The sequence below is a fragment of the Oleiphilus sp. HI0125 genome (genome assembly GCF_001635355.1).
In genome coordinates this window covers 1-13,814 of sequence record NZ_LWGF01001199.1, presented here as the reverse complement: position 1 = coordinate 13,814, position 13,814 = coordinate 1, and the positions used below count along the sequence as shown (strand labels likewise).

General features: G+C 42.5%; 15 protein-coding genes. 11 read left to right on the top strand and 4 right to left on the bottom strand.

Going from position 1 to position 13,814, the window contains the following annotated elements:
* The first annotated feature begins 35 nt into the window (after nt 1-35).
* The 9 genes from A3762_RS20715 to pgi all read left to right on the top strand — a co-directional run bounded on the left by A3762_RS20715 (nt 36) and on the right by pgi (nt 9,196).
* On the top strand, nt 36-365 hold the full coding sequence (locus A3762_RS20715; RefSeq protein WP_068757416.1) for a Rieske (2Fe-2S) protein: 330 nt from the start codon (nt 36-38) through the stop codon (nt 363-365).
* Between the two features lie 162 nt (nt 366-527).
* The gene (gene dksA, locus A3762_RS20710; RefSeq protein ID WP_068478118.1) at nt 528-962 is read left to right on the top strand and encodes an RNA polymerase-binding protein DksA; all 435 of its coding nucleotides are present in this window, start codon (nt 528-530) and stop codon (nt 960-962) included.
* 43 nt (nt 963-1,005) lie between these two features.
* Nucleotides 1,006-1,860, top strand: a complete 855-nt coding sequence (gene gluQRS / locus A3762_RS20705) for a tRNA glutamyl-Q(34) synthetase GluQRS (RefSeq protein WP_068753753.1) — start codon at nt 1,006-1,008, stop codon at nt 1,858-1,860.
* Nucleotides 1,861-1,941: 81 nt separating this feature from the next.
* Nucleotides 1,942-3,330: a sigma-54 dependent transcriptional regulator gene (locus A3762_RS20700; protein WP_068757415.1), complete on the top strand. Its 1,389-nt coding sequence runs from the start codon at nt 1,942-1,944 to the stop codon at nt 3,328-3,330.
* A gap of 711 nt (nt 3,331-4,041) precedes the next feature.
* On the top strand, nt 4,042-5,331 hold the full coding sequence (pcnB, locus tag A3762_RS20695) for a polynucleotide adenylyltransferase PcnB (protein ID WP_068482523.1): 1,290 nt from the start codon (nt 4,042-4,044) through the stop codon (nt 5,329-5,331).
* Nucleotides 5,331-5,831 (top strand): 2-amino-4-hydroxy-6-hydroxymethyldihydropteridine diphosphokinase, encoded by a 501-nt coding sequence (gene folK / locus A3762_RS20690; protein WP_197469455.1) that lies wholly within the window; start codon nt 5,331-5,333, stop codon nt 5,829-5,831. Before pcnB ends, folK (A3762_RS20690) begins: the two co-directional genes overlap by 1 nt.
* Nucleotides 5,832-5,883: 52 nt before the next feature.
* Nucleotides 5,884-6,672 (top strand): 3-methyl-2-oxobutanoate hydroxymethyltransferase, encoded by a 789-nt coding sequence (gene panB / locus A3762_RS20685; RefSeq protein ID WP_068482517.1) that lies wholly within the window; start codon nt 5,884-5,886, stop codon nt 6,670-6,672.
* A gap of 6 nt (nt 6,673-6,678) precedes the next feature.
* Nucleotides 6,679-7,530, top strand: a complete 852-nt coding sequence (gene panC / locus A3762_RS20680; protein WP_068482513.1) for a pantoate--beta-alanine ligase — start codon at nt 6,679-6,681, stop codon at nt 7,528-7,530.
* A gap of 25 nt (nt 7,531-7,555) precedes the next feature.
* The gene (gene pgi / locus A3762_RS20675) at nt 7,556-9,196 is read left to right on the top strand and encodes a glucose-6-phosphate isomerase (protein ID WP_068757413.1); all 1,641 of its coding nucleotides are present in this window, start codon (nt 7,556-7,558) and stop codon (nt 9,194-9,196) included.
* Between the two features lie 21 nt (nt 9,197-9,217).
* Here the strand turns inward: pgi and folK (A3762_RS20670) are convergent, their stop codons facing one another.
* Genes folK (A3762_RS20670) through A3762_RS20655 form a run of 4 tightly spaced genes read right to left on the bottom strand, consistent with a single transcriptional unit; the run spans nt 9,218 to nt 12,617 of the window.
* On the bottom strand, nt 9,218-9,697 hold the full coding sequence (gene folK, locus A3762_RS20670) for a 2-amino-4-hydroxy-6-hydroxymethyldihydropteridine diphosphokinase (RefSeq protein WP_068757412.1): 480 nt from the start codon (nt 9,695-9,697) through the stop codon (nt 9,218-9,220).
* Nucleotides 9,697-10,053: a dihydroneopterin aldolase gene (gene folB / locus A3762_RS20665; RefSeq protein WP_068757410.1), complete on the bottom strand. Its 357-nt coding sequence runs from the start codon at nt 10,051-10,053 to the stop codon at nt 9,697-9,699. Before folB ends, folK (A3762_RS20670) begins: the two co-directional genes overlap by 1 nt.
* Before the next feature lie 10 nt (nt 10,054-10,063).
* Nucleotides 10,064-11,104 (bottom strand): tRNA (adenosine(37)-N6)-threonylcarbamoyltransferase complex transferase subunit TsaD, encoded by a 1,041-nt coding sequence (gene tsaD, locus A3762_RS20660; protein ID WP_068757408.1) that lies wholly within the window; start codon nt 11,102-11,104, stop codon nt 10,064-10,066.
* A gap of 34 nt (nt 11,105-11,138) precedes the next feature.
* Nucleotides 11,139-12,617, bottom strand: coding sequence for a hypothetical protein (locus tag A3762_RS20655; RefSeq protein ID WP_068757406.1), 1,479 nt, complete (start codon nt 12,615-12,617; stop codon nt 11,139-11,141).
* 138 nt (nt 12,618-12,755) lie between these two features.
* Here A3762_RS20655 and trxA point away from each other — a divergent pair, with 138 nt between their 5' ends.
* Complete coding sequence (trxA, locus tag A3762_RS20650) at nt 12,756-13,082, top strand: thioredoxin TrxA (protein ID WP_068474951.1); 327 nt, start codon at nt 12,756-12,758, stop codon at nt 13,080-13,082.
* A 52-nt stretch (nt 13,083-13,134) separates the two neighbouring features.
* Complete coding sequence (locus A3762_RS20645) at nt 13,135-13,767, top strand: molybdenum cofactor guanylyltransferase (RefSeq protein WP_068757404.1); 633 nt, start codon at nt 13,135-13,137, stop codon at nt 13,765-13,767.
* Nucleotides 13,768-13,814 lie beyond the last annotated feature (47 nt).

Sequence of the window (13,814 nt, the reverse complement as noted above, 5' to 3'; positions counted from 1 at the left end):
GTATAGTTGCTTTTCTCAAATTCCAAGGTCGTTTTATGCAAGAAAAGCACTTTATCTGTGCCTTCGACACATTGCAGGAAAAGCAATCATTTGGTTTTCGTGCGCCGAATGTTGAAGGCTTCGTTGTAATAAAAGATAAGAATGTATTTGGATATCGCAATTCATGCCCCCATATTGGCATGAACCTTGAATTCCAAGAGCATCGATTTCTTGATGCCGATGGTGCATTCATTCAATGCTCGATGCATGGCGCATTATTTGAAATCGAAAATGGCCTGTGTGTTCATGGCCCATGCCTTAACCAGGCTTTGACTCCGTTAAGGATTCAGGTTGAAAATGAAAAGATATTTTTCATCCAAGACTAAATGCTACAAACGTGGCATTAGTCGCGCTACGAAAACAAAGTGATAGCGAACGTAAGAAGTTTCTGATAGCGTTCGCAAGCTTAAAATTTGGGCTGTCTAATTTTACAGGCATTCCAACTTGCCTTAGCAAGCACAGTATTGAAAGAAATAAGAGAAATAACTATGCCGGCAACTAAGAGTACAGATACATTCAGTTCATTTGAGCCGTATCAACCTGCTGCAGATGAAGAATACATGAGTGATGGCCAACTTCAGCACTTCCGTCAAATTCTATTGAGCTGGAAGCAAGAGTTAATGGAAGAGGTCGACCGTACAGTGCATCACATGAAAGAAGATGCTTCTAACTTCGCTGATCCAAGCGACCGTGCGACTCAAGAAGAAGAATTCAGCTTAGAACTCCGCACACGCGATCGCGAACGCAAGCTCATTAAAAAGATCGATAAAACAATCGATTCAATTGAAGCGGACGACTATGGTTTTTGCGAATCATGTGGCGTTGAAATCGGTATTCGCCGTCTCGAGGCTCGCCCAACTGCAACACAGTGCATTGATTGCAAAACGCTTGCAGAAATAAAAGAAAGCCAAGTCGGCATATAAGAAGCACTAAAATAGGGCGCACTTTGCGCCCTATTGTTTATCTATGCACTACAAAGGCCGCTTTGCGCCCTCTCCTACTGGCCCACTGCACCTTGGGTCACTCTTTGCTGCTTTAATTAGCTACCTAGACGCGCGTTCGAATAATGGATCTTGGCTTGTACGCATTGAAGACATCGATCCGCCGAGAGAAGTACCTGGCGCCAGTGAATCTATTCTTAACACACTTGAAGCATATGGCTTTGAATGGGACGCACCTGTTGTTTATCAATCTAAGCGTTATGACCTGTATGAAAGTAAGCTCAATTATTTATTAGACGAAAAGCACTGTTATTATTGCCCATGCAGCCGAAAGGAAATGGGCGAGCTCAATGGAGGTCATCTACCTGAATGTGGATATCACACCAATAACACCGCACCTAACAGTGCAATTAAGTTTCGATCAAATACGCATCCACAACACTGGAACGATTTGTTCAAAGGACCAATATCTGCTCAAAGCGCAAGTGACTTTGTTCTAAAGCGCAAAGATGCACTTTACGCTTATCAATTAGCTGTAGTTTGCGACGATATTGATCAGGAAATCACTCACGTGCTTCGGGGGTCAGATTTATTAGATTCTTCCCCTATGCAACTCGAGTTATACAAGGCTTTCTCAACAACACCACCAAAATTCGGTCACTTCCCTTTAATTAAAAATAGCGACGGTCAAAAGCTATCAAAGCAAAATCTCGCTCCCGCGATTTCCCAAAGTGACATCATGTCTAACCTGCGAGAACTGTGCTGCATGATCGGATTAGATTTTTACAAGGCAGGCTCACCCAAAGATTTACTCAACACACTTACTGAGCAATGGCATTATGGTGTCTTACAAGGACACACTGAATACCTATTCAGTTAAGACGAATTTCACCTGCCGCTAGTCATAAGCATCACAGCTTAGGTATGATTTAGCATTCATTTATCGTTAGTTATTACCATCATGCATCGAATTTTAGTTATTGAAGATGACAGCACGGAACAATCCGATCTGGTCGATATTCTTACTCAAAACCAGTTTCAGGTTGAATGCGTCGAATCAATAACTCAGGCATTAGACGATGTTCCGCTAGCTTCCTTTGATTTAATTATTACCGATCTTCGTGTGAATGGTCAGGCTGGCACAGACATCATTCCACTCGCCCATGATACGCCCGTCTTAGTCATGGCTAGCTTTGCTAGCCTTCGGTCTGCCGTAGAAGCTATGAAACTCGGCGCAGTCGACTATGTTGCTAAGCCTTTCGATAGCGCTGACTTACTATCTACCATTCACGATATCCTCGCCAAACAAAGCGAGAACAAGCGTGCTCCAAATCGCTCTACGGATCAGCAAGCAGGCGACCTCATCTATGGTCGTTGCCAACCCATGCGTAAAGTATTTAGCTTGATAGAAAAAGTAGCCCCAACCACCGCCAGCGTTCTAATTCAAGGTGAAACAGGCAGCGGCAAGGAGCTCGCGGCGAAGGCCATTCATAAGATGAGCCATCGCCGCAACCAAGAGATTGTGTGCATAAACTGCGCAGCGATTCCTGAGTCGCTGATAGAGTCAGAGCTTTTCGGTCACGAAAAAGGTGCATTTACAGGAGCTGGCTCTGCGCGTGCAGGTTTGATTGAAGCAGCTGATGGTGGAACTTTATTTTTGGATGAAATCGGTGAGCTACCCCTTGATGCTCAGGCTCGATTACTTCGCGTTCTACAAGAAGGAGAAATAAGACGAGTTGGCTCCATCAGCTCTAAAAAAGTCGATGTGCGCTTAATTGCAGCAACACATAGAAATCTAAAGTCTTTGTCCCGTACCGGCCAATTCCGTGAAGATTTATATTATCGACTCAATGTTGTTCAAATTCGCCTCCCTCCATTAAGAGAGCGAGGAAAAGATATTACGGGCTTAGCTCACTTACTTTTAGAACGTGCTCGAGAGCGCTTAGCGAGACCAACGGTAGAACTCAGTACAGACGCACTGCGAGCCATTCAAGAATATAATTGGCCCGGTAATGTACGCGAACTTGAAAACGCGATCGAACGCGGCGTTATTCTTTGCGATCATGATCTTATCAATGCAGAACTGCTCGATATCGAAGCACTGCCATCAGAAGTAAGCCTTACTCAAGGATTAGTTCGCGGTAACGCTATGCAAACGGTTTCTTCATCAGCTGTCCAAATTGGGAAACCGCTCTCTATGGAGGATTACTTCCAACAGTTCGTTCTAGAAAACCAATCAAAAATGAACGAAACAGAGCTCGCTAAACATTTAGGTATAAGCCGAAAAAGCTTGTGGGAGAAGCGTAACAAACTTGGCATTCCTCGTAAGAAAAGCGACGAACCACAATAGCTGCACGGCATGTTCCTTCCGGAAAATTGTCGACTTAGTCACATGATCAGCTTATAACCCACTGAATTTATGGTTAAAAAACAAACAACCAACGCACTGAAAACTCAAGAGGTAACATTAAAGTAACAAAAATAACGTAAAAACGTTACTTTTAGTATCACTAATCCCCCTGCTACGCCCTTAGAACTAACCTGGTAAGCCAAGTGCCTGATTTACTTAGAATTTAATGAGTTGGCACGATTAACGCTTTAGGTAGATACAAAAAATAACAAAGCTTAATTTGCTGCGATTATCAAAATAAAAATAAAAACAGAAGCTTTTCGTAGCGCAGTCCGCAAAAACAAAAATAATAAAGCGGAGCGAACTGATTATTTTGAGCGCCTTGCTTTTTAGTGGGTCGATCGTGTTTTGAGCGAGTTATAAATGTAAGAACTACGACAAGTAGCAAACATTGATAACACAATCACTCAAAGCGTTTTTCCGCTCTATGCGTTCAAAGTATTCCGTTTGCCGTGCGTGATAACGCCCTGGTTGAGACATGGAACAACAATAACAATGACTGACGGTCTTGAACTGTTCAGCATGAAAGACCCGCTAAGGAAAGTAGGTAATTTCATGCTACGTCCTCCTTTTATTCTTCTTACTATATTTAGCGCGCATTAACGGCTAAACTTCTTCACCTCTTATTACGATAATTAAGATCAGGAAAACATGGCAGCATTGCCCCCTAGCATCATCTCTCGCGATGAACATCCCGTATCGCGCAAACATATTAGTCCGAATGCATTAAAGGTTCTTTATCGACTCGAAAATGCTGGTTTCAAAGCCTATTTAGTGGGCGGTTGTATTCGTGATTTACTGCTAGGTATTCAGCCAAAAGACTTCGATATCGCAACGAATGCTCATCCTGAACAAGTGCATAAGCTATTTTCGAATTCTCGTTTGATCGGCCGACGCTTCAAACTTGTACATGTTCTTTTTGGTCGAGAAATAATTGAAGTCGCAACATTCCGTGGCAGCAATGAAGATTCATCAGCACAGCAACAAACCGCTGAAGGAATGCTCACACGAGATAACGTGTACGGAACGATAGAAGAAGATTCTATTCGTCGCGATTTTACCGCAAATGCGCTGTATTACAGCGCAACTGATTTTTGCATTTATGATTATTGCGATGCCCTAACAGATATCAAAGCACACTCACTCAAGCTTATTGGCGAGCCTGAAGAGCGCTATCGCGAAGACCCTGTTCGCATGTTACGAGCAATTCGTTTCTCCGAAAAACTTAACTTCGATATCGAACAAAAAGCAGAACAAAGTATCCATGAACTATCTCATCTGATGTCGATGGTGGCGCCTGCCCGATTATTTGATGAAATTATTAAGCTTTTTGTCTCGGGTTATGGGGCCGCAATATTTGAGCGCCTATTAGATACAGGGCTATTTAAAGCCTTATTCCCAAGCGTTGCGCACACCATAGATAAAAGCCAAAAAGAACACTATCTCAGTTTTATCCGAGCGGCCTTAATCAACACAGACAAGCGCATCGCGCAAGAGAAACCCATCACTCCGGCGTTCCTTTATGCCTCTCTTTTATGGCCAGATGTCCATCGTATTTGGGGCCAAAAAATTGCTGAGGGGCTGTCAGACTTCCCTGCTCTACAACAAGCCGGTCATCAAGCGATCGAAGCTCAGTTACCGCACATCATGATTCCTAAACGCTTTATCCTGATGATGCGAGAGATTTGGGAAATGCAGATTCGATTGAGTAAGAACAATACTCGTCGCGCAGAGCAACTAGTTACGCATCCTCGTTTTCGCGCTGGCTATGATTTTTTGTTATTGCGGGAGCATGCTCAAGAAATTCTCCCAGGCTTAGGTCGTTGGTGGACAAAATATCAAGCAGATAACCCGCTACCAACAAATCATAAACCTAGGTCTAATTCTAGAAAACCAGCGCCTCGTCGCAGAAATCGTCGTCCTCAAAAAAGATCCGACTAGTGAACGTTTTACTTACCCTAGGGAGCAATCTCGACAACCCCATTGCCCAAGTTCAGAAAGCGGTTGCAGCCCTTCAACAAGAATCAGATATAGAGGTGCTTGAACAGGCTTCACTTTATAGTAGTAGTCCTCGTGGTCCTCAAGACCAAGATGATTACGTAAATTCTGCTGTACTCATTGATACACCTTTAAACGCGATCGACCTCTTAAAGCTTACTCAGCGCATAGAGAATGCTTTTGGCAGAACTAAAACGAGAGTTTGGGGTGAACGCATTATCGATATTGATATTATATTCTTTGGGCAAGAAAACATTTCTATCGAAGATCCAGATCTACAGATTCCTCACAGAGAAGCCTTAGTTCGCGACTTTGTGCTTATCCCATGCTTAGAAATTGCGCCCCATTGGCGCTTACCCAATGGCGAAGCTTTAGCAGACTATGTCAATAAGTGTGAACATCATGATCTCGTTAAGATTGAAATAAATTTGGCTTGTTCTTAAGCCAACATATAGCTAGTCTTTGCATGCAATTACCCACTTGGAAAAAGGGCTTATGACCACCACCACTTTATCGTTGAAGAAACTGAAGGAAGAAGGTAAGAAATTTTCTTGTCTCACCAGTTACGATGCGTGTTTTTCTGCCTTATCGAATGAGGCAGGAATCGATGTACTGTTGATCGGTGACTCTTTGGGCATGGTGCTTCAAGGCAACGACAGCACGCTTCCTGTTACCATGGATGATATGCTTTACCACACCGCTTGTGTGAAAAGTGGCAATTCCCGCAGCTTGATCATGGCTGACCTACCCTTCAATGCAAATAACAGCATCGAACAGACGATTCATAATGCAGGTCTGTTAATGCAAGCAGGTGCTCACATTATTAAAGTTGAAGGTGGTGCTTGGCTAAAAGAATCTATAGAAGAGCTAAGTTATCGAGGCATACCTGTATGTGCTCACCTTGGTCTCACTCCACAATCTGTTAACAAACTCGGCGGTTATCGAGTTCAAGGCAAAGAAGACAATTCGGCTAAAGCAATGCTTGATGCAGTGAAGGAACTAGAACAAGCAGGTGCCGATATGATTCTTCTTGAATGTGTGCCGACTCAACTTGCAGAGCAAATCACCAAGGCTGTTTCGGTTCCAGTTATTGGAATTGGTGCAGGTAATGTTACTGATGGGCAAGTACTAGTTGTACACGATATGCTAGGTCTTACTTCAGGCAAACTACCTCGTTTCGTGAAAAACTTTTTGGCTGAAACTGATTCAGTGCAAAGTGCGATTCAAGCTTACGATCAAGCTGTAAAAAATGGCTCTTTTCCCGGACCGGAACATAGCTTCTAAACCTTTATGAAAATACTTCATACTCTTAAAGAATTACGTGAAGAACTCAATCAAGCACGTAAAGCTAATCATAAAATCGGCCTTGTCCCTACAATGGGTAACTTACATGAAGGTCATTTACGGCTTGTTGATCGCGCTCGTGAATCAAATTCTTTTACGGTAGCAACAATCTTCGTTAATCCCCTGCAATTTGGTGAAAACGAAGACTTTGACTCTTATCCTCGAACTCTTGAAAAAGATAGCTCCTTATTAGCAGCTCGAAACTGTGATGTATTGTTCGCGCCTAATATTTTTGAAGTATATCCTGGGGGCTTGAAGGCTGAGTCAACCGTTCATGTCCCAGACATAACCAAACATCACTGTGGTGCGAGTAGGGAAAAACACTTTGACGGTGTTGCTACCATCGTTACGAAGCTTTTCAACATGGTTCAGCCAGACCAAGCCATATTTGGAGAAAAAGACTTTCAACAATTAATGGTGATTCGAAAGCTTACTAATGATCTATGTTTTCCTATTGAAATAGTCGGCGTACCGACTTGTAGAGAGCCAAGTGGCCTTGCATTGAGCTCTCGCAATGGTTATCTAAATGAAGAGGAACACCTGCGAGCAAGTAAGCTTTTTGCGGTTCTTCAACAAACTAAAAAAGCATTAGAGTCGAACGAAGATATCGTCGTTGCACGTCAGCAAGCGATTAGTTCTTTGACAGAGAATGGCTTTAAACTCGATTATCTTAATATTGCATCCGTTGATACACTTCTGCCGGCTAAGGATGCGGATAAGGAAATTGTAATCCTTGCTGCAGTCTTTTTAGGAGCAACGCGGTTAATAGACAATATTCGAGTTTCGTTAACTGACTAAATAACAAAAACGCACAAGGACTGGCATGAGACTCGATCAAAACCATAGCTATCTACCTCTAAAGAAGCTCGCTATCAAAGCGAAGGATGAGCGTATGCTTGATTACTTTGAGGAAGACCCAAATCGCCTTGATCGCTTCGGCATTCAAGCTCCATATGTGTATGCAGATTTATCCAAGAATTTAGTCTCGAACACCGTACACAAGGCGCTAATTAAACTAGCCGATAACGCAAATCTCAAAGATCAGACTCGCGCATTATTTTCAGGACAAGAGCTCAATGCAACTGAGCATCGTGCTGTATTGCATACTGCTCTTCGCGCCTTAAATCATAAAGAACTTCGAGCTTCAGCGCCTGAAATTCATCAGGAAGTCAATGCAGCGTTAGAACAAATAAAGAGTCTGGTTGATTCTCTTCATAAACGCGAATGGCTAGGATCAACTGGCAAAGCAATTACGCAGCTTGTCAGCATCGGAATTGGCGGGTCTTACTTGGGGCCGAAAATGGTCATTGAGGGACTACAGCACTTTCATATTGATGGCCTCGAGACACATTTTGTATCGAATATAGATGGTAGCGATGCAGTTAACGTGCTCGAGCAACTCGACCCTGAACGCTGTTTATTCCTGATCCAATCCAAGTCTTTTACTACCCTCGAAACACTTGAGAATGCGCACGTTTGCCTAGACTGGTTGAAAGATAAGCTTGGTCCGAGTGCTGATATTTCACGCCACCTTATTGCTGTTTCAAGCAATATAGAAGCAGCGTGTGCCTTTGGCATTGCCGAAGAGAATATTCTTCCTATGTGGGATTGGGTTGGCGGTAGATACTCTTTATGGTCTGCAATAGGTTTTCCAATCGCATTCCAACTTGGTTTCGATAATTTTATTAAGTTATTGCATGGCGCAGAAGCCATGGATAAACATTTCTACGAAACTGAATTCGAAAACAATTTGCCTATAATGCTGGGGCTTATCGGAGTGTGGAACCGGAGCTTTTTAGGTCACGCATCGATTGCGGTTATCCCTTATGACCATCAACTACGATTCTTGCCCGAGCACTTACAGCAACTCGATATGGAAAGCAATGGTAAAACCGCTGATACAGAAGGCCATCAAATTAGCTATGCCAGTGGCCCATTGCTATTCGGTGGAGCGGGCACCAACGGACAACATGCTTATCATCAATTATTTCATCAGGGACGAGGCGCCGTTCCTATCGATTTCATCATTGCGAAAAACAGTCCTTATCCCGTACGTGATAACCACGCTCACTTACTTGGCAACTGTCTAGCTCAAAGTCGCGCGCTAATGGTTGGAAAATCGCGAAAGAACGCAGAGCAAGAACTTCTTGATAAAGGTGTTGCACCAGAGGAAGCGCGACGTATCGCACCGCATAAGGTGATCGCGGGTAACAAGCCTAGTAATACACTACTTGTTGAGATGTTTAGCCCCGAGTCTATCGGTGCTCTAGTTGCCTTGTACGAACACAAAGTGTTTGTTCAAGGTCAAATATGGGGCATCAATTCATTTGATCAATGGGGCGTTGAGTTAGGTAAGGTATTAGAAAAAGAGTTGTTTCCTTTGCTCACTCAGGAAGCCGAGAAAAACAAGATAGATGACCTAGACCCTTCAACCGCTAAGTTAGTACAACTCTTGCGTAGCTAGCCTGAGAATATGGTTCCTGGGCTAAAAAGGGACCTTTTCTAAATTCTGCCTTGTCGGTAATTGATCTATTAATTGACGATAAGGCAGGCCGCTCTTTGGCTCTAATTGATCAGCACAGAGATCAATCATCGGCAATAAAACGAAGGCATTATAAAATAGCTCGGGGCGAGGAAGTTCAACACCATCATGTATACCAACTAACTCGTTATACGTGATGATATCAATGTCTAAGGTTCTAGACGAAAATTTAGGTCCTGCTCGAGATCTGCCATGCTGGTCTTCTATTTCTTTAAGAACATCATTTAATTCAGAGATCGTCAGAGTCGTTGTAATACCAACGACCAAGTTAAAAAAATTAGACCCCTTAAATCCAACCGGCTCACTTTCATAAACAGGAGATACGGTAAGCTCTCCAAATTTTCTCTCAAGACATCTCAAGCAAGAACGGATATTCTTTTCCCGTTCTATGTTGCTTCCTAAACTCAGATAAACCTGCGACATTATGGTCGTGTTCGCTCTAGAATAATACCAACGCGATGAGCACTTGCTACAGCTTCGGGTTTCGACAATTTTAGTTTGATCTTAGAGACCTCAAAAGCTTCGAATATATCGCTAATAATGCGCTCCGCTAGATACTCGACAAGGTCATGGTGCTGCTCTGTTACAAGGGCCTCTATTCGTTGAGCAACCTCGGCATAACTGACTGTATCGACAATATCATTGCTCAGCGCTGCTCGTCGTAAATCAACATCGAGTACGCAATCTATTACCAAAGGCTGCTTTTTCTGCTTTTCCCAGTCGAAAATACCAACTGAAGCATCAAGCATTAAACCCTCTATAAAAATTTTATCTTGCATAGTTTTTTTGCTAATTAACTGGCTCTAATTGATCCATAGGCCAACGAGGTTTAACAACAGCGGTTCCGTCACTTTTCTGACCCGCTAACAATCGCTGTGCACCCGCATAAGCGATCATTGCACCATTATCTGTGCAGTATTTTTGCCGAGCATAACAAACGGAAGCGCCGATTTTTACTTCCATTTTTTTAAGCGTCTCTCTCAAATTAATATTGGCGCTAACTCCCCCTGCAATCACAAGACGTTTGAAGCCTGTTTGCTCTAGTGCTCTTCGACATTTAATCATTAAGGTATCCACGACAGCATCTTCAAAAGCTAACGCAATCTTAGCTTTTTCTTTGTCGTCAAAAGAGTCTGCTTGTTTCGCCTTGTTAACTGTATTGAGGGTAAACGTTTTCAGACCACTAAAACTGAACTCTAAGCCTGGACGATCTGTCATTGGCCTAGGAAAACGATACGGCGTTCCGCCGAGCTCTTCTCGAGCGAAAGATGCTAACTTCGCGATTTCAGGACCGCCAGGGTAATCGAGGCCAAGCATTTTTGCAGCTTTATCAAATGCCTCACCAGCTGCATCATCAAGCGATTCACCTAAAATTTCGTATTCGCCAATACCCTTCACTGCAACTAACTGTGAATGTCCACCCGATACAAGTAAACCAACGAATGGAAATTCAGGAGGCGTATCCTCAAGCATCGGTGCTAGAAGGTGGCCTTCCATATGGTGCACGCCGATGCTGGGAATATCGAGTGCAAAAGCTAATGCTTCAGCTATGGTTGATCCAACTAACAATGCACCAATCAAACCAGGGCCCGCGGTATAGGCAATTGCATCGATATCGCTCTTGGTTTTACCCGCATCGTTTAACACTTGCTCAACCAGAGGAAGTGTTTTACGTATATGGTCTCTAGACGCTAATTCAGGGACTACACCGCCGTAATCAACATGAAGATCAATTTGGGAAAACAAAGCGTCAGCAAGCAAACCTTTGTCCGTGTCAAAAAGAGCGATTCCGGTTTCATCGCATGAAGTTTCAAGGCCAAGAACTAACATTATTGTGTATCAATCATAAAAACTCGTAAGGCTATCAAAAACTTAGTTCAAATCCGATTTTTCTTAAATAATTTCGTTCAATTTCTAAGTTTTCAACGGTAAGGGGATGCTTTTCTAGCCAGCCCTTTTTAAATGCTAAGTGGATAGATTTTGAGCTAACTTCTAAATGAAAAGGGATAGACCGTACTTTTCGATCCGATGCGAATAAAACAGCAATCCGAAATAAAAGCGTCAATTTAAGTATTGCCTCATCGACACGCTCAAAATCTTCTAAGGGGATTTTTCTTCTATGCGCTCTAACAAGTAAGGCTAACTCTTCTTGGCTTCGTTTCGAAAAACCAGCCAGATCAGAGTTCGCCACTAAATACGCGCCGTGACGATGATATTGGCTGTGAGCGATAGCCAGACCAATTTCGAATAACTTTGATGCCCAAGTTAGTAAACCCTCATATCGAGGGTGATCTATCTGCCAATCTGTCTTCGCTTTTCTAAAAAATGCCTTAGTAATGTCTGCGACATAGTCACCATGGGCGATGTCTGCTCCATAGCGTTGTTGTAAAGCGCTAATGCTTCTATCTCGAACATCTTCATGATCAAGTCTACCAAGCATGTCATAGAGTAAACCTTCGCGCAGAGCTCCTTGTGTATACTCCATTTTTTTTATTTTGAGTGCTTTGAACGCTCCCATTAAGATCGCTAAACCAGCTGGAAATATGCTTAAGCGTTCTTTCTTTATATTTAGCTCGTTAAGGTTATCAATATGGCCAAGTTCAATGATTTGATCTCGTAAAGTCTTCAATCGCTTATAGGATAGTCGCTCTATCTGAGTGCCATCTTCTGCTTCTAACGCTTGAAAAACTGCTTTGATGGAGCCTGAAGCCCCAACACATTGCTCCCAACCCTTCTTCTTATATATTTTCTTAATCGGCATGATTTCGCGCTCTGCTTGAACAATAGCTTTATGGAAACCGATCTTTGTTATTTTTCCGTCTTTAAAAAAACGCTCCCTAAACGAGACACAACCCATGTGCAAACTTGCGCGTTCAAGTGGTTCAAATCGTTCACCAATTATGAACTCCGTCGATCCACCACCTATATCGATCACTAATCTACGGCCATCGTCATCAGCCAATGTATGTGAGACACCTAAATAAATTAAACGCGCTTCTTCTAAACCCGAAATAATTTCTATGCGCGCACCTAATTTTTGTTCCGCTTTAGCTATAAAGTTCCCACCATTTTTTGCGACTCTCAATGCATCAGTTCCAACGACTTGAATCATACTTTTGTCGATATTGTGTAATCGTTGAGAAAAACGGTCGATGCATGCAAGAGCGCGTTCAATGGTGTCCGCCTCAAATGCACCTTGGCTATTAATACCAGCAGCTAATTGAACTTTCTCACCCAAACGATCGGTAAAGCGGACTTCCCCTTGCTTTACGCTAGCAACAGCCATATGAAAACTGTTTGATCCAAGATCAATCGCTGCGATCTCTCTATTGTCAATTGTCATTGTTGTATTACCAAAGCTGTAGGCATCCTTGAAATCCAAAATTAAAGCTATATATTGGAACTATCTTCGCGCATTTTAGGTGAAGGCTGACTATTAGAATAGTGCAGCCCACAGTCATTTACGTTTTAAGGTTTAATAATGAGCAATAGTATTTTAAATGTTACAGATGCTTCTTTTGAGCAAGAAGTATTAAACTCTGATGTTCCTGTATTAGTTGATTACTGGGCCGAATGGTGTGGTCCTTGTAAAATGATCGCTCCGGTTCTTGAAGAGATCGCTGAAGACTACGCAGGTAAAGTTAAAATCTGTAAGTTGAATATCGACGAAAACGACCAAACACCACCGAAGTATAATATCCGTGGTATTCCAACACTTATGCTATTTAAGAATGGCAACGTTGATGCAACTAAAGTTGGTGCACTTTCTAAGTCACAACTAACAGCTTTTGTTGATAGCAATCTGTAGTAAATTATTGAATATAAAGCAGCTCAATGAGCTGTTTTTTTTTGCTTAAATTATGCTTAACCTCCAAGATATTCGTCAAAAGCTTGCGTCTTTAGGGACATCCTGTGATGCAGGTGTACTGTCAGGCGGTCAATCAATCCGTATGGGTGGTGAAGACAAAGGCCTAGTGAATTTTCTTGGTAAACCTCTAGCAAGCTACCCAAGTAGACTTCTCTCTCCTTTAGCTCAAGATCATCAGACGATCATTAGCTGTAATCGTAATTTTGATCAATATAAACAGATTTCTCAAAGAATCTGTCGTGATCGATATTCTGAATTCTTTGGTCCCCTCGCAGGTATTGAATCGCTTCTATCTAACTCAAGTTCAGATGTGTTATTTATCTCACCTTGCGACACGCCTCTTGTTACATCTGAATGCTTTACCGTTATTGCTAACCATATTATCACGCAGCTTGAATCAGGGACTGATTTAAAACCCGTCGCTTTAATACAGAACAATCAAAAGCACCCATTACATTGCTGTCTACCTAAGAGCTCTCTTGGTTCGGTAATGCGTGCGATTACTTCACGGCACTTTAAGTTAATTAAGTGGCTTGAAGATGAAGGGGTTATTTGGGCAACCGGCCCTTCTGTTTGTTTTGACAATGCAAACTCTCTCGAGGACCTAGCCCTTTTAGAAAGATAGATTATCTTAAATACAAACTAACCAAATGGTTAAATGTTGATCTTTAT